15 protein-coding genes are annotated in these 21,598 nt (G+C 61.4%); 4 read left to right on the plus strand and 11 right to left on the minus strand.

Going from position 1 to position 21,598, the window contains the following annotated elements; all coding sequences use genetic code 11:
* The first annotated feature begins 19 nt into the window (after window positions 1–19).
* Window positions 20–3,703 (plus strand): transporter substrate-binding domain-containing protein, encoded by a 3,684-nt coding sequence (locus BTN82_RS15220; protein ID WP_148169555.1) that lies wholly within the window; start codon window positions 20–22, stop codon window positions 3,701–3,703.
* 45 nt (window positions 3,704–3,748) lie between these two features.
* On the opposite strand, the gene BTN82_RS15225 is transcribed toward BTN82_RS15220, so the two are convergent.
* From BTN82_RS15225 to BTN82_RS15260, 8 genes are all read right to left on the minus strand, one after another.
* Window positions 3,749–4,378, minus strand: a complete 630-nt coding sequence (locus BTN82_RS15225; protein ID WP_075119951.1) for a response regulator transcription factor — start codon at window positions 4,376–4,378, stop codon at window positions 3,749–3,751.
* Window positions 4,379–4,717: 339 nt separating this feature from the next.
* The gene (locus BTN82_RS30740; protein WP_081375481.1) at window positions 4,718–5,719 is read right to left on the minus strand and encodes a fimbrial protein; all 1,002 of its coding nucleotides are present in this window, start codon (window positions 5,717–5,719) and stop codon (window positions 4,718–4,720) included.
* Between the two features lie 143 nt (window positions 5,720–5,862).
* Window positions 5,863–8,355: a fimbria/pilus outer membrane usher protein gene (locus tag BTN82_RS15235; protein WP_075119953.1), complete on the minus strand. Its 2,493-nt coding sequence runs from the start codon at window positions 8,353–8,355 to the stop codon at window positions 5,863–5,865.
* Between the two features lie 76 nt (window positions 8,356–8,431).
* Window positions 8,432–9,142 (minus strand): molecular chaperone, encoded by a 711-nt coding sequence (locus tag BTN82_RS15240; protein ID WP_075119954.1) that lies wholly within the window; start codon window positions 9,140–9,142, stop codon window positions 8,432–8,434.
* A 64-nt stretch (window positions 9,143–9,206) separates the two neighbouring features.
* Window positions 9,207–9,800 (minus strand): fimbrial protein, encoded by a 594-nt coding sequence (locus BTN82_RS15245; protein ID WP_075119955.1) that lies wholly within the window; start codon window positions 9,798–9,800, stop codon window positions 9,207–9,209.
* A gap of 232 nt (window positions 9,801–10,032) precedes the next feature.
* Window positions 10,033–11,868: a Gldg family protein gene (locus tag BTN82_RS15250; RefSeq protein WP_075119956.1), complete on the minus strand. Its 1,836-nt coding sequence runs from the start codon at window positions 11,866–11,868 to the stop codon at window positions 10,033–10,035.
* 4 nt (window positions 11,869–11,872) lie between these two features.
* Window positions 11,873–12,607 carry an ABC transporter permease subunit gene (locus BTN82_RS15255; protein WP_075119957.1) on the minus strand — a complete coding sequence of 245 codons (735 nt, stop codon included), beginning with the start codon at window positions 12,605–12,607 and terminating at the stop codon, window positions 11,873–11,875.
* Entirely contained in the window at window positions 12,604–13,527 is a 924-nt protein-coding gene (locus BTN82_RS15260) for an ABC transporter ATP-binding protein (RefSeq protein ID WP_075119958.1), read from the minus strand. The genes BTN82_RS15255 and BTN82_RS15260 overlap by 4 nt, the downstream gene beginning before the upstream one ends.
* Before the next feature lie 227 nt (window positions 13,528–13,754).
* Here BTN82_RS15260 and BTN82_RS15265 point away from each other — a divergent pair, with 227 nt between their 5' ends.
* The 3 genes from BTN82_RS15265 to BTN82_RS15275 all read left to right on the plus strand — a co-directional run bounded on the left by BTN82_RS15265 (window position 13,755) and on the right by BTN82_RS15275 (window position 19,064).
* Window positions 13,755–14,681, plus strand: coding sequence for a hypothetical protein (locus tag BTN82_RS15265; protein WP_075119959.1), 927 nt, complete (start codon window positions 13,755–13,757; stop codon window positions 14,679–14,681).
* Window positions 14,682–14,984: 303 nt separating this feature from the next.
* Entirely contained in the window at window positions 14,985–17,396 is a 2,412-nt protein-coding gene (locus tag BTN82_RS15270; protein WP_075119960.1) for a DUF3772 domain-containing protein, read from the plus strand.
* Window positions 17,397–17,537: 141 nt separating this feature from the next.
* A complete protein-coding gene (locus BTN82_RS15275) occupies window positions 17,538–19,064 on the plus strand; it encodes a sensor domain-containing diguanylate cyclase (protein WP_075119961.1) in 1,527 nt (508 codons plus the stop codon).
* A gap of 59 nt (window positions 19,065–19,123) precedes the next feature.
* On the opposite strand, the gene BTN82_RS15280 is transcribed toward BTN82_RS15275, so the two are convergent.
* The 3 genes from BTN82_RS15280 to ptrR form a co-directional block, all read right to left on the minus strand.
* Window positions 19,124–19,861, minus strand: coding sequence for an RES family NAD+ phosphorylase (locus BTN82_RS15280; RefSeq protein WP_075119962.1), 738 nt, complete (start codon window positions 19,859–19,861; stop codon window positions 19,124–19,126).
* A complete protein-coding gene (locus BTN82_RS15285; RefSeq protein ID WP_075119963.1) occupies window positions 19,854–20,534 on the minus strand; it encodes a hypothetical protein in 681 nt (226 codons plus the stop codon). Before BTN82_RS15285 ends, BTN82_RS15280 begins: the two co-directional genes overlap by 8 nt.
* Window positions 20,535–20,618: 84 nt before the next feature.
* Window positions 20,619–21,497: a putrescine utilization regulator PtrR gene (ptrR, locus tag BTN82_RS15290; RefSeq protein WP_075119964.1), complete on the minus strand. Its 879-nt coding sequence runs from the start codon at window positions 21,495–21,497 to the stop codon at window positions 20,619–20,621.
* Window positions 21,498–21,598 lie beyond the last annotated feature (101 nt).

Genomic DNA, 21,598 nt, shown 5'->3' on the forward strand with positions numbered 1-21,598 from the left:
GAAAACCGGTTGGTTGTCCATGTCTGTCAAGAACGGTTGCACGCTCATGGCCGCGCTATTGGTGGCCATTTATTCCTTGAGTGGCCTGGCCATGGCGGCCCCGCCCGTCAGCGCCGCAACAGCCCCGGCGCTGCTGCGTCTGTCAAGCCAGATCCCGCCCGAGCCGTTGCGGATGAACCTGACGGAGGGCGACTGGGCCTGGCTTCGCGAAAAGAAAACCCTGACCCTGGGCGTGGTCGGCACGGCCGCCCTGCCGTTCGAGGTCGTCTACGGCAATGGCGACTACGAGGGCATCAGCGCGGATGTGGTGCAAATGCTCAGGCAGCAGTTGAGTGTCGATATACGAGTCGTCGGCTTCGCCGACCGCGAGGCCGCCCTGGCGGCCCTGGCGGCCCGCGAAGTCGATCTGGTCAGCCGTGCCAGCGATTTCGGGCACTCGACCCGCTCGACGGTCCTGAGCAAGCCCTATGCTCACAACGTACCGACGCTGTACCGGCGACAGGCCGATGACCGCCCCGTGCCTCCAGACCTGCAGGGCATGCGGGTCGCCGTGGTCAATGGCTACCTGCCCGCCGAACTGCTCGCCCGGCGCTTCCCCAAGGCACAGTTCCTGCTCTACTCGAACAATGTCCAGGCCATGGCCGCGGTCGCGTTCCAGGGCATCGACCTGTACCTGGGCGACTCGCTGAGCGCCCATTACCTGATCAACAACAGTTTTTTCAATTACCTGAAGTTCACTCGTTTCATCGACGTGGACACCGGTGGCTACGGTTTTGTCCTGAGGCCACAGGACCCCAGGCTACTGCACATCCTCGACCAGACGCTGAGCACCATCGGCACCGCCCGCATGGACCAGATTGTCAAACGCTGGACCGGTGGGGGGAACATCATGCCGCAAGCGCAAATAGCGCTGTCGCCCCAGGAACAGCGCTGGCTGGCGCAGCACCCCGTGGCTCGGCTGATGATCAACGACGACATGGCGCCCTCTGCCTTCTTTGACGCCAACGGTCGGTTCAACGGGGTCATCTCCGACCTGTTCGAAATCATCACCCAGCGTACGGGGCTGCGCTTCGAGGTCCAGCGGGTCTCGAGTTTCCAGGGTATCCAGGACGCCTTGCGCGACGGCCAGACCGACCTGGCGATCCTGACTCCGAGCCTGGACCGGCAAAATGATTTCCGCTTTACCCACCCCTTCGCCAACAGTTCGTTCAGCCTGGTGACCTCGAACCGCAGCGACAACCTGTCGAGCCTGGCTGCACTGGCCGGCAAGCGCCTGGCGATTACCCAGGGCCATGTACTGATCGACGCCATTGCCCGCGAGCACCCCGATATCGTCCTGCTCGATCCGTCGAACAATCTGGATGCCATGCGCATGGTCGCCAACGGCGAAGCCGACGCCGCGCTGATGGCGCTGTCCATGGCGCGTTACTACACCGCCCGCCTGTATGAGAAGCAGTTGCATATTTCCGGAATACTGGACGGCGAAATGGCCACCGCCAGTTTCGCCATGCGCCGTGCCGATCTCGAGTTGCACTCGATCATGGACAAGGCCCTGCTCAGCATCGCCCCCGACGAGTTGAACGCCATCACCACCCGTTGGCGGGCCAATGCCGCCATGAGCGGCCAGACCTGGCGTGACTATCGTTACGTGATCATGGAAATCGTCTGCTTCGCGCTGCTGGTGCTGTTGGTGTCCATTGCGCGGATTCTTCAATTGCGCCGGCAGATCCGGCGGCGCCAAGCGGCCGAAAGCGCGCTGAATGACCAGCTGGAGTTTCTCCAGACGCTCAATAACGCCATGCCGATCCCCGTCTACGTGCGCGATGACCAGGGGCGCCTGCTGTCTTGCAGCAGCAGTTACGAACAGGTCATGAACCTGACCCAGCCCGAGCTTCTGGGCAAGACCGCCCTGCAGATACCGCTCGAGCACTTCGAGATCGCGCAAACCTTGCACGATAGCTACCTGCAAGCCATGGAAACCGGAGAGGCCATCGAGCAGCGCTACGAGGTGGCCATCGCCGGCGAACCACGGATCATCGACCACTGGATTCAACCTTTCCGTGATTCGACCGGCAGGATCAAGGGGGTGATCTGCGGTTGGCAGGATGTCAGCCAGTACCATCAATTGATGCATGACCTGCAACTGGCCAAGGAAAAGGCCGACGACGCGAGTCGGGCCAAGACCCAGTTCCTGGCCACCATGAGCCACGAAATCAGGACCCCGATGAGCGCCATCATCGGCACCCTGGAGCTGGCGTTGAAACAGGCCGAGCACGGCGTTCTGGAGCGCCACCAGATCGACCTCGCCTATACCTCGGCCAAGAACCTGCTGGAGTTGCTGGGCAATACCCTGGACATCGTCAGGATCGAGTCGGGCCACCTCAGCCTCTCTCTGCGGCGCTGCACCTTGAAGGAAATGGTCGAGCCGGTGACCCGGGTATTCGAGGGCCTGGCGCGCCAGAAAAACCTGCGGCTGATCCTCGAAATCGACGCCGGCACCACCCGGGAAGTGCTGGTCGACCCGCTGCGCTTCAAGCAAGTGCTGTCGAATCTCGTCAGCAATGCGATCAAGTTCACCCATCAGGGCAGTATCGCCATCCGGGTCGGCACCCAGGCCGAAGGCCCGCACTTGCTGGGGGTGCACCTGCAGGTTGCCGACACCGGTATTGGCATCTGCGAAGAAGACCTGGGCCTGCTGTTCCGGCCCTTTGCCCAGGTAGCCCAATCCACCTTGAATCCCCTGGGAGGCAGCGGACTGGGGCTGGTGGTCTCGCGTTCGCTGTGTGAAATGATGGGCGGCCGCCTGGAGATGCTCAGTACCCTGGGACGCGGCACCACCATCAACGTAACGCTGACCCTGAAGCTGCTCGATCCACTGCCGATTCGCGACGTGCAGCAACGCCCACCCCACGCAGACGCCCCTGATACCGTGGCGCACCGGCTCGTACCGGCCGTCCCGGCGGCCCTGCCCGGCGCGCGCATTCTGGTCGCCGACGACGACAACCTCAATCGCCAGATACTGCACGCGCAGTTGGAGTACCTGGGCTATCAGGTCGTCGAGGCCAGCAACGGCCTGGAGGCGCTGGAGCTCTGGCGTCACCAGGCCTTCGACTGCCTGATCACCGACTACCACATGCCGCTGATGGACGGAGTCGACCTGACCCTCGCCATTCGCGATACGGAACGCCAGCGCGGCACCGCGCCGCTGTTGATCCTTGGCCTGACGGCCGATGCCCAGCAGGAGGAAGTCGAGCGTTGCATCAACGCCGGCATGCGCGACTGCCTGATCAAGCCGGCAGGCCTCGACGCCCTGCGTGAATGCCTGGGGGCCCTGCTGGGAACCCCCGAGGGCGGTACTGCGCCAGGGCTGTCGACAGCGCCCGCACCTGCGGTCGAGCGCCGGCCGCTGATCGACATCGGCATCAGCGATCCGGCGGTATTGCAGCTATTGCTTGAGGAGGCGCACAAAGGCAATCAACGGGACCTGGCCGAGTTACGTGCGTTGCTGGCCCACCCGGACAAGAAGCGCCTCGGCACGTTGCTGCACCGAATCAAAGGCAGCGCATCGTTGATGCGCAATACCTACCTGCGTGGGCTGTGCACACTTGAGGATCTGGACGCCGAGGGGATCGACGGACTCCTGCACCGGACCAGGATGATCGAGAGCGAGCTGCTACGTGTCGAGCACAACCATGGGGCGTGAACCCTAGAGGGGCGGGATGGCCTGCGGGCTCATCCTCCGCCGGATTCAACCCAGGTTATTGCGCTTGGCCAGCTCGACCAAGGCGATCAGGTTGTTCGCGCTCAGCTTTCTTTGCAGGCGTACTTTGTAGGTACTGACGGTCTTGTGACTGATCAGTAGCTTTTCGGCAATTTCCAGGTTGCTCATGCCCCGGGCCAGCATTTTCAGCACGGTGATTTCCCGGTCCGACAGTTGTGCCAGAAGCACCTCTTCATCGTTCGCCGCGCTGTTGTTGTCACGCAAGCGATGGATGGTGTCCACGGGGAAGTAGCTGGAACCCAGCAGGACTGCTTTTACCGCGATGACCAGGTCGTCCAGGCTTTCGTCCTTGCTGACAAAGCCCGCCGCGCCCGCCTGCAACGAACGCATGGCGAAGTTGGAGGCATCGCCGGAAGTCAGTATCAACACCTTGCTATTGATGCCAACGGCCTTCAGGTGCGCGATGACCGCCAGGCCATCCATTTTCGGCAGGCTGAGGTCCAGGACAATCAGGTCCGGCAACAGCCTGCGGATAACCTCCAGCGCATCGATGCCATTATCGACTTCGGCCATGACGACATGGCCCTCGCCTTCGAGCATATGACGCACCGCCATGCGCATGAGAGGGTGATCGTCAACGATGACTATATTGCCCATTTCGGCTCCATGAGTTGGCACAGGGTTGTAATAAAAGAAGGCATTGAAACACAGCAAGCGTACCTGACCCTACGCCTGCGTCATCACGCCTATGAAAGCGGTACCGCCGCCCCGGCGTTGGCTTTGCCGAGGCCGCCGGTTTCGACACTCGGCGGTATATACCGATATATAAAAACCGATGAGAAATAGAACATCAAGATGAGAAACCTATTGATCGGATCTTCAAGATAATCTTTTTCGTATAAGTTTTTCAGAAGCACCAACTACTCACGAGCTTGCCGGCCGATTAAGTTTTCGAATACTACTTGCCGCGGCATTCAGAGAGGGACAACTAATTCACTATTGGTGCGTTAAAGATATGTTGATCGCGGCAGTTCCTTTACCTGGCACAATTTTCTGGCCAGTACGTACATAACGTACATCAAACATTTTGTTCAATACGTCGCCACCCGCCGCCGTTTTTCCCAGCAAGTTGTTTCCATCCGCTCCCAGGCGCATCAAATTCTCGCCATCCAGAAGTTGCAAGGCATATCCGGATTTTGAGTCGGTGGTTACAAAACTAATATTGGTAGAACTATTGGCCGGATCGGCCACATCGACCAGTTTCATACCCACGGTATAGGCTGGCGTATTAGCGCCACAGTTGATCGTCAACCGAAACGAACCCGCCGCGGCGACCGAATCTACCGCGGGCAGATCTCCCATCATGATTTTTTTTAACGCCACTTGGCTGTTCGGTATATTCAAAGTGCAGGTTGCCCCCTTTACTCCGAAAGAAAAAGCCGATGCTGACATACCCCAGGTTCCCTCCGCGGGAAGCACTGATCCGCCAGACTTCAATCTCCCGGTAACCAGAGGAGTGGCAGCAATACTGTACTGCCCCGGTTTCAGGCTGGCAGATGGCGAATAATAACGAACACGCACCGTTACAGGATAATCAAGCTTTCCCCCGGTCGCATATAAACCGTGCTGATATGAATTGCCAAATGGCCGTGGAATATTGTCACTGCCTGCGACATCCCCGAAGAACATGACATTCGCATTATTGGTCTTGTAGAGACGATAGCTCCGGCCTTCAAAAGTTATCGAAGTACCTGCAGGTACTCCGGAGGCAAGCATTTCATTTACATAATAAGTACTGGAGTTACTGACTGAACATGTCACATGGAACGTCGCCTGATGCCAGGTGCTGGACAACATTCCGCCGCCGCCAATCGGGACTTCCGCCACCGACGGTACAATGGTGCTGGGACCGACCTGTTGGCAAGCCATGGCAAAGGGCGATACCAGCATGGCCAGGCAACAGGCTAGCCTGCCCAGGCGTTCAAACATTCGACCCATGAGCGAGCCTCCTATCAAGTAATAAAAGTGAACAGGTTCTTTGCGCGTGATGCAGCGAGCCTTCAAAGATCTTCAAGACCCGTGTCTCGGGCATTCTTTCGAACGGGCGGGCAACAGCTCTTTCGTGGGCTTGGCGGTCAATTTCAACCACGGCAAACCCCATCAAACCTTTCATAAGCGCTGTCTTTGTTCGCAGGCGCCAACTCGTAACGCAGCTCACAGCGTTTATCCCCCCAACGGATATCCAGGACACCTTTGTCCTCGATGCCGAACACCAGGAGCCGGGAAAGGTTGTCGACGACGCCCATGACCCTTCCTTGCGGGTCGTACGCCTGGGCGCCAAAGGGAATTTTCTCGCCATTGGCCCGGCGCAGGTCGAACTGCAACCGGCGCCCCGAACTGGATTCGAAGCGGCTCCGGACAATCGCGCCGCGGGTAGGCACCAGGGTGTGCGAGCTTTCGGCAATCTCTATATCCGAGCCCAGAGTGTCGGTGTTCAGGTTGATCCAGTTGTAACGATACGGCTGGGTGTAGGGCACGACCGCGTACCCGTGCTTGTCGGTACGCACCGACGTCGAGGAGTCGATCCCCACGCCCTGGACCTGCGGTACTTCGATCAAGGCAAAGGTTTCGCCCACCGGCTGGCCCAACGTCACCCCGCCGCTGTGCACCACCACCGAACCCGATGCCGCCAGGTCCATGTGCTTGCTGCTGCGCCCTTGGCCGTAGTTGCCGCTGACCTTGGCGACCGGCGTGTCCCAGCTCAGGCCCATGTCGGCGGAGCTGCCGGCGGCCTTGCTGTGGCCACCCTGCACCGAGTAGCTCAGGGTGTTCTGCTCGTCCAGGTTCCCGGACAGGCCGGTCTGGATGCTGGAATCGCCGGTGCTCGAGGAGGTCACGCTGGTGTAGGCCCGCTGCGGGCGACCGTGGCTGCCGAAAGGAAGGCTTACCGAGGCGGTCAGTTGCGTATCCACACCCTGCCCCATGCCCTGGCCTTCGGTACGGGCGACCGCGAAGCTGTAGCTCGCATCGCGATAGTTACCGTTGTAGCCAAACTGCCAACGCCGGGTATTGCCCTGGCGATTCCAGTAGCTGGTTTCGCCCAGGCTCAGGAACAGTGAGCCATTACCGGCCAGCGGCTGGTTGATGTTCATGTCGAAGCGGCTCTTCTGGCGACCATAGTGGCTGCCCAGCAGCACATCTTGCTCGTCCACGTGCTGGCTGAAGGTTCGATAGCCCTCTGTCGAATAGCGATAGCCGACCATGGTGAAGGTGGTGTCGGTGGAGTCGAGCGTCTTCGAATACAGGAAACGCGCGCTCTGGCCATGGGCGCTACCGGCAGATTTCGTCTGCGAGGCGCTTTGGGTGATGTCGAACGACAGCCCGCCCCAGGCCGAGTTGATGCCCAGGCCCAGGTTGAGCGCCTTATAGCCCGAGGACGTCAACGCACCGCCGTAGCCGGTGAAGTTGTCGCTCATGCCGTACACCAGGGTGCCCTGGGTGAATGCCGGCGAAGGCTTGCCTTCATTGCTGTATTGACCGCTGGCCAGGCTGTAGCGCGTGCTGCCGCGGCGGGTCATCACCGGCAGATAGGAGTAGGCCTGGGAGTACTCGCGCTCGCGACCGTCGGCCTCGATGATCTTGATCTTCAAGTCACCGTTGGAGCCGCTGGGATAGATGTCACTGATTTCGAATGCGCCTGGGGACACGTTGGTCGAGTAGATGACATAACCGTTCTGGCTGACCTCCACCGTCGCGTTGCTTTGCGCGATGCCGCGCACCACCGGCGCATAGCCCACTTCATTGTCCGGCAACATGCCCAGGTCTGAGCTCAGTTGGGCGCCGCGAAAACGCACGCTGTCGAAGATCTCGCCCTGGGTATAGAGCTCGCCCGCGGCCAGCCGCCCCCTGAGGCGGGTAATGTCGCGCTCGACATAGCTGCGGTTGCTGGTGAATTTATTGCGCGTATCGCTGGTGCCGCTGATCGACGACTCGTTGCGCAGGCGCCATGCGCCGATATTCAGGCCGCTGCGCAGGCCCAGGTAGCGATAGTCGCTGTGGTAGCCCTGGTTGATGTTGCGGCTGAAGTTGGCCTGGTAGTTGGTATAGAAGGCGGTAATGCCCTGGTCCCATAACGAGGGATCCACGTAGCCACGGCTGGTATGCGAGATATAAGCCTGGGGCACGCTGAGTTGCAGCGCCAGCGTGTTGACATCGAACTCCACCGAAGCGTCAGGCAGGCTAGTGGCCAGGTCGATAACACTGTCGTCATCGCTGTCGGCGGCAATCAGCTTGTCCTGTTTGAGCTTGGCGATATTGACGCCCATGGCCTTCAATAGGCTCAGGTACAACTTCGGGTGCACACCCGTCGAATCGCCTTCGGCGCAGAACTCGACTTGCTGATGACTCATCAATACCTGGTTGAGATAAATGTCGACATTGTAGGTACCCGGCTGAATGACGCTGCCTTGTTCAAAGTATTTCAACTCGACAGCCGCGCCATGTTTGTTCAAGAACGTCTCATTGAACTCCATGGAAAACGCGACCTGAGGAAACATCGCGCCAAATACAGTGGCACATGAACCCGTCACATAACCTGCAACTTTCAGACTCTTTTCTCTCCTCGACATGGACACAACAATTCCTTTCCAAAGCCTGACAACAACGCCAGGTGAATCTTTGCCAACAGCAAAAACGGATTAACCGGCACACTCAGTTGGCGATCGATACGTGGTGGCTGATCGGCGCGCCGTAATCATTGATATTGAAAAAATCGAGCGTCACGGCACTGGCCGATACCGGAGCGCCAGGCACCAGAAACTTTTTCGTGGCGCCTGGCGACAGCATCTCGTTGTTCACGGGATAGGTTTTGCCGGCGATGACGGCTTTGCTCTCACCAAAGGAAATAAAATAAGCAGAGTCATTGCTTACTTGCAGGTAACGCTTGCCTTGCTCGACCAGGGAACGCCACTTCAGCGCCTTGACCGCCGCTTCGGGCGTGCCTGCCAGGTTGCTCGGGCGATAGAACACCTTGATCCGCTGACGCAGGGCGATTTGCAGTGTGTTCTCGGTTTCGGACTTCTGCGGAATTTCCTGGACGCTCAGCCAGAACACCGATTCTTTGTCCGTGGGTAGTCCCTTGCCGTAATAAAACAACCGCAAGGACTGCTGTTTATTACCGGCCAAGCGGCTCAGCGATGGCGTCAGGGCAAAAGGCAGGTCCTGGCCTTTTTGTTCGTTTTCCGGATCCAGCCAGGATTGGATCATGATGTCCCGGGCACCGTCGTTTCTTATCTGGATGGAAACTTCCTTGCTCTTTTCCGGATAGATCATGCGCGTACCACCAAGGGTGATACCGGCATTGGCATGGCTGGCACACAGCAACGCGAGCCCCGCCAGCACAAACCTGGATTTCAACTTCATTGTCAGAATGCCTATCTAAGAGATGGGCAGAGAGGCAACTTAATAATGCCTCTCTGCAAAGTGCTTACTGGTAAGTCAGGGTAAATGGCAGCGTGCCATTAGCCGTACCGGGGGCCAATGTGTCGCCGTTGGCGACATAAGCGGCTCGCATATTAAGGTTGGCGGTGTAGGTTGGAGCCTGTTCTGTGCCGCCCTTTACCAGAGCCGCGTCGATGAATTCGTTCGCCGCCAGATTGACCTGGGTATTGCTGCTGTTATAGATACCAATACCCACCCCTGTTGCAGTACCGGTGGTTTTCAGCAAGGTGTTCTTCTTCGGATCGATGCCCGATCCGGACATAGGGTCGAACTGCACACGAACAGTGCTCAAGCCAGTGGCAGTGGCGCCACAATCCAGGTTGATGCTGATGGCATTACCGGCCACGATGTTGCCGCCCGCGGTTCCCTTCAAGGAATCCATACTGACCTTGCCCAGGGCAACGTCGATGTTCTGGTTGCCTTTGTTGCCACCGACGGTGGTACCGGCACCCGCGGTTGCGGTGCAGGAAGCGGCGGTGATTTCACCGGTAAAGTTGATGGTACCGTCCGCGGCCATGGCCGAATTGGCCAACAGACCCGCAATGGAGGCAGCAAAAAGTTGTTTTATATAAACGGACATGAACGTTCCTGTTTTTAGGGGGTGATAAGCAGATTCACTCTTTGCAAGAGTGGGGAAATTTTCCGTGTTGGGGTAAACCCCAACAATCTGCCGATTCCAGTCACCCCCCTAGAAAAATCCTTCACGTAAGTAGGACTATTCCTACAAAAACAGCGAATCAAAAAAACGCCCGCCCCTTTTCAGAAGCCGGCGCGTTCATGGCCCGCAGTGTCTTTTCCAATTCCAGGACGGGTCAGCGCTTGCCTGCTGTTCGCTGGGTGAGGCTCGCACCCACCCAGCGCCCTAGCCCCAGCAGACCGATCAACAGAGGGATCCCGGCGATATTCAGGGCCTTGAGCCACTCCCCCAGGCGTTCGACTTCCAGGTTGAACGCCCTGGCGGTTTGTCGCATCTGCCCTTCGATGGCATGCCGCTCTTCGGTGAAGCGCGTCACGGCCGCCTGCTGCGCGGCGGAAAGTTCGTCATTTCTCTGGCTCTCGCGCTGCAACCGGGCCAGTTGCTGGTCCGTCTCCTGCAGACGGCTCTCCAGCTCGGCGTTCATGCTGCTCAGGCGCGAACGAGCCTGCCCGCGCATCTGCTCGACGACGCCAAACTCACGGGTGAAATGCCTTGCCCGCAGGCCGATCAGCTCATCCGAACCGCTCAGATTATCCAGGGCATTGAGCACGAAGTTGCCATTGTCGGCCCAAGGCATTGCCAGGGGAGCGCCGTTACGGCTCTGCCGTTCGATCCAGGTGCTGTCGCTGAGCAAATCGGTATCGGCTACCGCAATCACATGAATACTGGCAGCCTCGCTCAGTTCTCCGGGCCGGGCATTTTCGCGCTGTACATAGGCAGAACGCACCGGACCTTCGACGCGCGCGGCCAGGGTCAGGCGCTCTGTCGAGGTTTCGAGCTGCAAGGCCAGTTGCGCCGGGTCCGCCAGGTGGTCCAGGCGTGAGCTCGGCAAGGTTCCGGCACTGGCCGAGCTGCTTAACAACGGCGTGAACCGCGTACTGGCGCCTGGCGTCGGCTCAAGAACGCCGGCGGTGGTCAGGTTGATGCCTGCCAATCCAGCGGTCACCACATCGTGCGGATTCATCGCCCGCCCTGGCAGCGTCAATGCGCTGGGCTGCCAAACGGGTCGGGGCTGCCCGGGCAGGTTCACGTACTGCCCATACTCACGGTCGGCGACCACCGCCGCGCTACGCAACCGCAGGCCCCAGGCGCCGAGCAGCCCAGTGAGCGTGGAGGCCTTGTCCTTGCTGGGGATACCGAAGTACAGATCGCCCGGGTCCTGCTCGCTATAAGGGTCCACGAACACCAGCAAGCGGCCGCCGCGCAGCACGAACTGGTCGATGGCCCGCAGGGTCTGGCGAGACAGGCGCTTGGGATGTACCAGCATCAGCACCTGGAGATTGTCCGGAATAACCCGGGTTTCGGTGGGCAACTCTTGTACGTTGAATGCCTTGTCGATTTGCCCCATCACCTGCCAGCGTGGCCGCTGGCGCTGCGTCAGGCGGTCGAAGCCGCCATTGACCGGCAGCGTCGATATCAGCCCCAGGCCCGGTTTCTCTGCTTGCCCCAAGGCTTGCAACAGACGGCTGATGTCGTATTCGAGAAAGCTCTGCTCCTCGACTGAAAACAGCGGCAGGCTTTTCCAGTGCTCGTGGTTGCTGGAAGCGACCAGGCCGAAAAATACCGGCGCGTCCATCGCCATAGACAACGCTTGCAGGCCATAGCCACGGGCCTGTTCTTCTTCGCGAGAAAAAGGCGCCGGGTCGACGACCTTGAGGGTCAAGCGCCCTCGGGACCTTCGTTCGTACTCTCTGAGTAACGCCTGCACCCGCTGAGCGTAACTGCGCAGGCTCACTGAAGCCTTGGCTTGCTCCCTGGAAAAATACAGCGTCAGCTCAACAGGCTCGGGCAATGCCCGGATGATCGCGAGGGTTCCCTGGCTGACGCTGTAGAGCCGGTCTTCGGTCAAGTCCCGGCGAACGTCCTGGAGGTAGGGAGCCAGCCCCAGATTGAGCCCGGGCAGCAGCAACGCCAGGCCGCTCAGGCACAGCACTATGGGAGCTTTGCGCATGCCGTCACCCGGCCCGTCTCAGTTCGACCAGCAGGGCCGTGGCCAACCACCACAAGACAATCTGGCTGGCGAAGTACACCAGGCTCTGTGCCAGCAATACGCCCTCGCTGAGCGTTTGGTAATGCGTCAAGACACTCAGGGACGCCAGTCTGTCCAGCCATCGCACCTCGACCCACGGCCTGAAAACCTCCTGCACCGACGGCATGCCAAAAGCGCTGAATAACAGGCAGAGCACCACCGCCAGCACGAAGGCGATGCTCTGGTGACGGGTCATCGCCGATAGGCAACCGCTGATCGCAAGGAAACATCCTGCCAATAACCCACAGGCCAGATAGCCGCAAAAGATCGCGCCATTATCCGGCTGGCCCAGGTAATTGACGGTCAACACCACAGGAAAGGTAAGCAACAGCGCAATACAAGCCACCAGCCATGAGGCAAGGAATTTACCGAGCGCCACGCTGAAACTGCTCACCGGCAGGCTGAGCAATAGCTCGATCGAGCCGGACTTGAACTCCTCCGGCCACAGGCGCATGGCCAAGGCCGGCATCAGCATCAGGCACAGCCACGGCTGGTAGTGGAAGAACGGGATCAGATCCGCCTGGTTACGCTCGAACAGCGCTCCAGGATAAAACGTGCAGAAGCCGCCCAGTACCAGGAACACAACGACGAATACATAGGCCACGGGTGTCTCGAAGTAGCCGCGTACCTCACGCTTGATGATCGCGGTCAGCCCGTTCATGCCTGCTGCTCCTGGATCAGCCGCCGGAAGACTTCTTCCAGCCGGCCGCGCTCCACCACCCGCTGGCTGACGGGCCACCCCGAGCGGGCGATCAGTTGATCGATGCCCGCCAGGATCGTTGCCCCTGGCTTGGCCAGGACGGTAATGCTATGGGGTTCGCAACCTTGTTCGATCCCGGCGACACCGGGCAAGACCGCCAATTCCAGTATGTCCAGGGGCCGGGCACTGGTCAGGGTCACGGCCTGGTGGTAGCGCGAACGGCTCTCCAGCTCCCTGGGCGTGCTGTCGGCCAACAATTGCCCGTCATTGATCACCACCACCCGGTTACAGACGGCGCTTACTTCCTCCAGCAGGTGCGTGGAGATCAGTACGGTCTTGTTCTGAGCCCAGTACTTGATCAGTTCACGAACATGATGGCGCTGCGCCGGGTCGAGGCCGTCGGTGGGTTCATCCAGCAACAGCACCTTGGGGTCGTGCAGCAATGCCTGGGCCAGATCCACCCGGCGCCGGTAACCCTTGGACAAGGTGGCAATCCGTTGCTGGCCCACGGTTTCGAGATCGAACAGGTCGAGCATGGCGCCGATCCGCTGGCGCTTGAGCGCGCCGCGATAGCCACGCACCTGTGCGATGTAGCCAAGAAAGCCCCGTACGCTCATCTCGCTATCCGCCGACAGGCCCTCCGGCACATAGCCGATCAGTCGTTGAGCCTGGCGACGCTGTCTGCGGATATCCAGGCCATGTACGCAGACCGTGCCCGAGGTGGGCAACAGGGTGCCGCCGAGCATACGCATGGAGGTCGACTTGCCGGCTCCGTTGGGCCCTAGCACGCCGAGCACTTCGCCTGCCGAAGCACGAAAGGAAAGACGGTCAACTGCGGTTTTGCCGGCAAAGGTTTTGGTCAAATGACTAAGATCGATCATGGCGTCCAGATTCACGGGGAGAGCGTCGGTACAAGGCGCATCAGCGCCCTATTCGCCATCAAGCTTAGGGGGCTGTTACCCGCGATAGAACGACAACCCCATCGATTCGGACTGCTCCTTCAAAGGAAGACGACCAATCCGACAAGACTTGCGCCTAGTCCTACAAATCCAGATAAAACAGCTGCGTACTCTTGTCCTGGATCAGCCAACAGCCAGGAGCCCCGCCTATGAACCTTCGAACGATCCCCCTCCGCAACCATGCCGGTGAGCACATGAACGCAGCCTTGGTCTGTGCGTTTCACGTACCGGCCTGCGACCGCTCGTTTTTGCTCTACAGCCTCAACGAAAAGCTTGGCAATAGGCTCGCGCGGGCCTACCTGGGCGCCTTTGCCATGGAAGAAAACAGCGTCCGGATGATTGGCGCCAATACCCATGAGTGGGACAGCGCGCTCCAGGTACTCAAGACCCTCCTCGATGACGTGAATACGGGTCGAGGCACCGCCGGGACGGACAGCTACAGCCTGGTGGACCTCAGTGAAAAGGATGTCCAGACAGCCCGAGTGGAAACGCACCGGCAGTTGCAGATCAACCAGCGCTGGTTACTCAAGCTGCTCCACCATGCCGCGGGTGGCCAATACGAGGCTCCCGGCGAGGACGACCCTGGAGACGCTGCCGAAAGCATGGCGTTCGGTTTCGAAGTGCTGGAGGAGCCGCCGCAGGCAACCGAGAGCCTGATGAGCAAACTGACAACCGTCAGCACCGACCCGGCCCTGGCGGTGAATTTCAGTTTCGGCGAGCGCGTCCGCGCCCTGCCTCCCACCGTCGAGCGCCCCCTAGCCCCAGTGCAGCCAGCCGTTACCGGCGAACCCGACCCGTTCGAGAGCCTGAAAAAGGTGGAACACAATATCCAGTCGCTCATGACAAACCTGCGTCAGAAGAAAGACGTACTGCTGGCTGAGCGCCTTCGCCTGTCCACCCTGGAGCGGCAACTGACAGAGCGCGAAACGGCCATGGCCCTGCGCGAAACGGCAATGCAAGACAAAGACGCGTTACTGAGGGCAGGATTTTCACAGCTCAAGGACATCGATAGCGAACTGGACGAGCTGTTTCGCGGGCTGGCTAGCAATCCCGGCGAAAAAATCCGCGCCGGCTGATCGGGTCTTGAGCCCCGCGGCCGGCTGCACTTGTGTCGCGTGAACGACTTTGGGGGGCTGATGAACCAACCGCGCGGGGCTTTCCCGCGTTCGGGGTGCAAGCGCTCCCCGGACGCTCGGTGCCTTGCTCCGATCCGCACGCCCCTCTTTTTTCAACGCCCCCTGTTCTCGAACTCCGTATCCCCCTTCATGCTGCGTCACACTGACCGCCACGGCGGCAGGCGGCCCATCGGGGAATTTCTGCCGGGATGATGCGGTCTATGCTCGTCAAATCCGGTGAAAACACTAAAGAGGACACGACACATGCGGCGAGTGAACCCAAACCGCTGGGCCATGGGGCTCCTGGCCCTGCTGCTGTGCATCGCCGTGCCGGCCTTCGCCGCGCCCCAGGCGCCGGATCCTTCGGCCCTCAGCCGCAACCCGCTGCCGGTGTTGGCCGAGGGCGCCGACCTGGAGCAGCTCAACGACCGGCTGGAGCTGATCCGCCAGAGCGTGTCGGCCAGCGCCAACGACGATCTGCTGTCGGACTTGCGCCAGGCCGCCTTGCAAGTGCAGAAGCAGGCCGACGCACTGATCGCCTTGCGCACCGCCGACATCGAGCGCCTGGACGACCAGCTCAAGGTCCTGGGGGCGGCGCAACCCAACGAAGCGCCGAGCCTGAGCAAACAGCGCGAGGCGCTGACGGCGCAGAAGGATGAGCTGCTCGGTGAAGAACGCCGGAGCACCCTGCTCAGCCAGTCCGCCCGCGACCTCGCCGCGCAGATCATCAACCTGCGCCGCAGCCTGTTCAACTCACAGCTCAGCACCCGTTCGGCGACCCCGCTGAACCCGGCGTTCTGGTCGACGCTGGTACGCCCGACCGACGACGACCTCGGGCGCCTGAACAGCCTGAAGCAGGAGATCCTGAGTGCGTTCGAGACGGCGTTGGCCCCAGGCAACCGAGGGCTGTTCATTGCCACCCTGGTGGTGGCGGCGCTGATCTGGTTTGGCGGCCGTCGGCTGCTGGAGCACCTGCTGATCTGGTCGATGATCCGCTGGTTCCCCGAGGGCCGCCTGCGCCGCAGCACCCTGGCGCTGACCGTGGGGCTGACGACCGTCATCACCATCTACAGCGCGGCCTCGCTGGTGCACTGGGGGCTGGTCAACAGCGCGGTGCTCAGCCAGGCCGTGCTCAACCTGTTCGAGCAGTGGCTGACGCTGCTGCTGTTCTGCTCCTTCGTGGTCGGCCTGGGCCGGGCCATGCTGATGCTGCGGCGCCCGTCCTGGCGCCTGCCGGCGATTCACGATCCGGTGGCCACGGCCCTCGGGCCCTTTCCGCTGATCCTCGCCGTGGCGCTGCTGTTCATCGCCGGCGAAGAGCGGATCAACAGCGTGATCGCCAGCAGCCTGGCCCTGACCGTGGCGGTCAACGGCCTGACGGCGCTGGTCACGGCACTGATCTTTCTCTTCGCGCTGGTGCGTTACCATCGCACCCTGCGCCGCCACGAGCTGGCGCGCCCCGGCGGCATCGCCGGGCTGCTGCCTTTTGCCATCGGGGTCTGGATCGCGGCCATCCTGTTGTCGCTGTTGAGCGGCTACCTGACCCTGGCGTATTTCCTCACCGTGAAACTGCTGTGGATCAGCATGGTGGCGACCAGCGCCTATCTGCTGATGGCTTGCTTCGGCGATATCTGCGAGACCCTGCTCTCGCCCAAGCAGCCCGCCGGGCTGGCGCTGGCCTCGGCCCTGGGGTTGTCGCCACGGCACCAGGCCCAGGCCGCCACCGTGCTGGCGGGCATCGGCCGCACCCTGCTGCTGTGCATCGCGTTGCTGCTGGCCTTCATGCCATCCGGGTCGAGCCCCGCAGAACTGCTGGAAAACTTCAGCCAACTGGATGTCAGCGGCAAGTCGTTGGGCAACCTGAACATCGTGCCCGAGGACCTGCTCCTGGCCATGGTGCTACTGGTGGGCGGTATGTTCGCCGTGCGCGTGCTCAAGCGCTGGCTGAGCGAGCGGTTGCTGCCGGAAACCAACATGGACGCCGGCATGCGCGCCTCGCTGGTGACCCTGGTCGGCTACATCGGCTTCGTGCTGCTGGCGATCGTGGTGATGTCGATCTTGCGCATCAACCTGACCAACCTGACCTGGGTGGTCAGCGCCCTGTCGGTGGGGATCGGCTTCGGCTTGCAAGCCATCGTGCAGAACTTCATTTCCGGGCTGATCCTGCTCACCGAGCGCCCGGTGAAAGTCGGCGACTGGGTCAGCCTGGCCGGCGTCGAGGGCGATATCCGGCGGATCAACGTGCGCGCCACGGAAATCCAGATGTCCGACCGCTCCACGGTGATCGTACCCAACTCGCAGTTCATTTCGCAGAACGTGCGCAACGTGACCATGGACAACGCCCTGGGGGTGGTCGGCATCACCCTCACCCTGCCCCTGGAAACCGATGTGCTGCAAGTGCGCGAGCTGTTGTTGCGGGCCTATGCCGAGCATGAGGCGATTCTCAAGAACCCGTCGATCTCGGTGTCGTTCAAGGACCTGACCAGCAATGGCCTGATCATCAGCGTCAGCGGTTACGTCGCCAGCCCGCGCTCGGTGTCCGGCACCCGCAGCGACCTGCTGTTCACCATCCTCGGGCGTCTGCGCGAACTGGACATCGCCTTGTCGTCGCCGCAGAACCTGATGCTGGTCAGCGACAGCCAGGCCAAGGTGGCGGACGACACGCCGCAGCCGTGAACCGCGAAACCGGGTGCGCCGGCGGCCTTCGCCGGCCCTCGGCTCACGGCGCCCTGCGCTAGCGCAACTGATATCCTTGCCACCGAAATACCAACCGCGGCAGTCGCCCCCCAGCCTTCCCCCGGCAAGACAAGGAACAGCGTGGACAAAAAAACCGACAGCACCGGCGAGGACACCGCCCTGGAGTCGAAACGGCTGCCCGCCCTGGCAATCACCCTGGTATTCCTGGTCCTGGTCACGGTGTCGATTCTCGGCATCTTTGCCATCCAGATCACCAACAGCAAGGCTCGCGAACTCGCGCAGGCGCGGCTGACCTCCGGCAACCTGGCCTGGTCCATCGCCCAGCAAGCCACCGATACCTTCGACGAAGCCAACCTGGTGCTGGAAGAGCTGATCGAGCGGATCGGCGACGACTCATCGCCCGCGGCCCTGGAAAGGACCCGCAAACTGCTGGGCAAACGCGTGCTCGCCACCGAACAGCTGCACGGCCTGTTCTTCTACGACCGGCAAGGCAACTGGGTGCTCTCCTCCTTCGACTTCCAGCCGGAAGCGGCGAACAACGCGGAGCGCGACTACTTCAAGTTCCACCGGGAGAACGTGACCCTGACCCCGCGGATCGGCCCGGCACTGCGCAGCAAGACCACCGGCGAGTGGGTCATTCCGTTCTCGCGGCGGGTCAACGACCGCGAGGGCCACTTCAAGGGCGTGGTGCTGGCGACCATCAAGATGGCGTACTTCGACACGTTCTTCTCGCGCTTCAGCATCGACGACAAGGGCGCGATCTTCCTCGCCCTGCCCCAGGGCACGATCATCGCCAGAAGGCCCTTCGACGAAAAGCTCATCGGCACCTCGCTGGCCAAGAGCCAGATCTTTTCCATGTACCTGCCCGAAGCCCCCGCCGACACGGTGATGGTCAAGTCCATCATCGACGGCGTCGACCGCCTGTTCGGCTACCGCGTGCTGCACAAGTACCCGCTGGTGGTGGCCGCGGCCAATTCCCGCGAGTCGATCCTGCTCAGTTGGCGCGCCGACATCTACAAGATGAGCGCGATGATCGCGGTGGTGCTGCTGATCAACCTGCTGGTGGGCATTCTCTTGTTCAAGCAGGTGCGCAAGGGCCTGGCGGTGGAAAACCATCTGAAAAAGGCCCGCTCGGTGTTGCAGACCCTGGTCCTGCAGGACGGCCTGACCGGCCTCGCCAACCGCCGGCACCTGGAGCGCAACCTGGAACTGGAGTGGCAGCGCGCCGCCCGCCAACGCTCGTCGATCAGCCTGATCATGCTCGACATCGACCACTTCAAGAGCTTCAACGACCGCTACGGCCATGTCGCCGGCGACCACTGCATCTGCGCCGTCGGCCAGGCCATCAGCCAGTGCGCGCGGCGCCCTTCGGACCTGGCGGTGCGCTACGGCGGCGAAGAGTTCGCGGTGCTGCTGCCGGACACCGAGTCCGCCGGCGCCTATGCCCAGGCCGAGAGCATCCGCCTGGCGGTGGCCAACCTGGGGATCGTCCACGCCGAAAACCCCACCGGCGCGGTCACCGTCAGCCTCGGCGTGCACACCTGCGTCCCCGCCTCCAGCGAATTCAAGACCCTGCTGATGCAAGCCGACGCAGCGCTGTACATGGCCAAGCGCGGCGGACGCAATCAAACGGTGCCGAGTTCCTAGGGAGCCCGCCTGGCGACGGGCTCAGGAGCCGTAGGCTGTCGCCAGGGTCCTTGCAAGGGCTAAGTCTTCTTGCGTTTCGCTGCCGGCGCCCGACGAGGCGCTGGCGTCGGTGGCGGATCCGTGAGGGGGTTGCCCGGTATCACGTCGACGCCGATACGCTGCGCCAGGTCCAACACAGCCTCGTAAGTCTCTTCATGCGTCACCAGGCTGAACGAATCGCCGTTCTGCTCCAGCGTTCCGGGCTCGATCCTGTCACCGAACAGCATCACGGCCTGTGCGCTGTCATCCTGGCGCGAGGTCCACAACAGCCCCTGGGCCTTGGGGCATTGGGCATGAATGGCCTCGGCCCACAGCCGGGTTCGTGGGTACTGATCCTTCTCGGTATCAATCAGTTGATTGCGCCGGACACCCAGCTTGTGCAAGGCCACGCTGCGTAAATCGACGAGGTCCAGCGTCTGGTGGGTGACAAGTTGCGCATGACGCTGATCCGTCAGCTTGTTCTTGTCGTAGATTTTTGGGCCCGGCTGATAAGAGACATCGTGGAAGACGGTCTCCATCGCCGCGCAATCGAAAGAAGAACCACCGTATAACGTGGGGATGGCGTCGCCTTGGGCGTTCTTGATCGGGCTGAAACGAGCGTTGCCCCTGATGCCGGGGTTGAACTGGTCGCCCTCGTATTGCTCCTGATGGATCCGATGGATTGGTGTTTCTACCCGCCAGGGCACCATGGAGACCTCGAGTTTCTGCGCAGGGTCAGGGGCAGCTTCGTCTTCCTGCGTGCCTTTGCGCCTAGCCATGCGCCACGCCCTCCATTTCATCCCGGGCCGCTTCCAGCACCTGCTCAGGCGCCGACGCCATCAAGTCCTGCGGACGTTTCCCCCCCAGAAAACCGTTAGGCGTGAGGAACCAGCCCGCCAGCGTCCAGCCATCCTTGCTACCGGCAAACACCTCGAGGATCCGAGCCATGGCCTTGCGTGGGCGAAAACCGGTGTCGGGGTCCAGCCCATAACCTGGAAAGTAATCCACGCCATGATGATTCAGGGCAAAGATCAGTCCATCGCGTTTCCACTTGTTCGGCTGGGCACTGGGGTTGATCGGGCTGAACCCGGCCAATTCCGCGACCTGCGCGGCCGTGGGCCAATCCGCGCCTTGCAAGATGGCGGTGCGGGCCCGCGCGATCATCGCGGCTTCCTTGAGCAAGGCCGGACGTGGTGGTGCCACAGGAACCAAGGCCTCCACCAGCGTTTCCAGGGTCTGCTGTTCCCGTTGCGCGGTGACGCTACCCACCAGCAGGGCAAAACTGGCAATCGTGCTTTCCAGCGCGCGCAGATCCCGCTCGGAAGCATGGGCCACGGTGACAGCCACCACTTGCCCCTCGTTCGTATTGGCCAGTTGCTTACGCACCTCTTTGGGGCTGCCCGCCAGCGTGGTGACACCCGTCAATTCGGCTTCCATGTATTCGGTATTCATCGTCACCTCTGATTATGTTGATTATGCAAAAATTAGAATAATCCATGTAATCTAAAGCTGCCATATAAGCGGACGAAATGCGCATCACGCCTTGCCCAGCACTTCTCCCCGTTCCTCCAGCAGCCGCACGAAGTGCGTCAGGCTGCGCGATACCGTGCCGCGGCGCCAGATCAGCCAGGTCTGCAGGAAGCGGAACGGCTGCGCCAGTTGCCAGATGCTCACGGTGCCGCAGCCCGGCATGCTGTCGAGCATGCTGCGGGGCATCAGCGCCAGGCCGGCGCCGGCGCTGACGCAGGCGAGCATGCCGTGGTAGGACTCCATCTCGTGGATCTTGCCCGGCACCGCGGCGTCTTCGCTGAACCAGCGTTCGAAGTGATGGCGGTAGGAACAGTTGGCGCGAAAGGCGTAGATGCTTGCGCCGTTGACGTCGCGCCCGCGGGTAATCGGCCCATGGCCCAGCGGCGCGATGACGACCATTTCCTCCTCGAACACCGGCACCCCTTCCAGGCTCGGGTGCAGCACCGGGCCGTCGACGAAAGCGGCAGCCAGGCGCCCGGACAGCACGCCGTCGATCATGGTCCCCGAGGGGCCGGTGGACAGGTCCAGCTCGACCTTGACGTGCTTCTGGTTGTAGGCCGCGAGCAACGCCGGAATCCGTACCGCCGCGGTGCTTTCCAGGGAGCCCAGGGAAAACGACCCCTGGGGTTCCTCGCCGGCGACCGTCAACCGCGCTTCCTGCACCAGGTCGAGAATGCGCCGCGCGTAGTCGAGAAAACTCCAGCCGGCCGGCGACAGGCGCAGGCGGCTCTTCTCGCGGATGAACAGTTCCACCCCCAGGTCCTGCTCCAGCTGCTTGATCCGCGTGGTCAGGTTCGAAGGCACCCGATGGATGAGCTGCGCCGCCGCGCTGATGCTGCCCTGCTCGGCCACCGCCTTGAATATTTCCAGCTGCACCAGGTCCAAGTCATTCTCCAATCGTGAAAGTTTCGCTCTGTATTATTCAGTTTTCATAAGTCATGCACCAGCCTAACCTGCGAACATTCTCCAGCCCCACAGGACGCTGC

The organism is Pseudomonas chlororaphis (assembly GCF_001921865.1).
Classification (GTDB): domain Bacteria; phylum Pseudomonadota; class Gammaproteobacteria; order Pseudomonadales; family Pseudomonadaceae; genus Aquipseudomonas; species Aquipseudomonas chlororaphis_D.

Excerpts from the sequence above, each read along its gene's own strand:
- BTN82_RS15220 (WP_148169555.1), top strand. The coding sequence starts at position 20 with ATGTCTGTCAAGAACGGTTGCACGCTCATGGCCGCGCTATTGGTGGCC.
- BTN82_RS15225 (WP_075119951.1), bottom strand. The coding sequence starts at position 4,378 with ATGGGCAATATAGTCATCGTTGACGATCACCCTCTCATGCGCATGGCG.
- BTN82_RS30740 (WP_081375481.1), bottom strand. The coding sequence starts at position 5,719 with ATGGGTCGAATGTTTGAACGCCTGGGCAGGCTAGCCTGTTGCCTGGCC.
- BTN82_RS15240 (WP_075119954.1), bottom strand. The coding sequence starts at position 9,142 with ATGAAGTTGAAATCCAGGTTTGTGCTGGCGGGGCTCGCGTTGCTGTGT.
- BTN82_RS15245 (WP_075119955.1), bottom strand. The coding sequence starts at position 9,800 with ATGTCCGTTTATATAAAACAACTTTTTGCTGCCTCCATTGCGGGTCTG.
- BTN82_RS15250 (WP_075119956.1), bottom strand. The coding sequence starts at position 11,868 with ATGCGCAAAGCTCCCATAGTGCTGTGCCTGAGCGGCCTGGCGTTGCTG.
- BTN82_RS15255 (WP_075119957.1), bottom strand. The coding sequence starts at position 12,607 with ATGAACGGGCTGACCGCGATCATCAAGCGTGAGGTACGCGGCTACTTC.
- BTN82_RS15260 (WP_075119958.1), bottom strand. The coding sequence starts at position 13,527 with ATGATCGATCTTAGTCATTTGACCAAAACCTTTGCCGGCAAAACCGCA.
- BTN82_RS15265 (WP_075119959.1), top strand. The coding sequence starts at position 13,755 with ATGAACCTTCGAACGATCCCCCTCCGCAACCATGCCGGTGAGCACATG.
- BTN82_RS15270 (WP_075119960.1), top strand. The coding sequence starts at position 14,985 with ATGCGGCGAGTGAACCCAAACCGCTGGGCCATGGGGCTCCTGGCCCTG.
- BTN82_RS15280 (WP_075119962.1), bottom strand. The coding sequence starts at position 19,861 with ATGGCTAGGCGCAAAGGCACGCAGGAAGACGAAGCTGCCCCTGACCCT.
- BTN82_RS15285 (WP_075119963.1), bottom strand. The coding sequence starts at position 20,534 with ATGAATACCGAATACATGGAAGCCGAATTGACGGGTGTCACCACGCTG.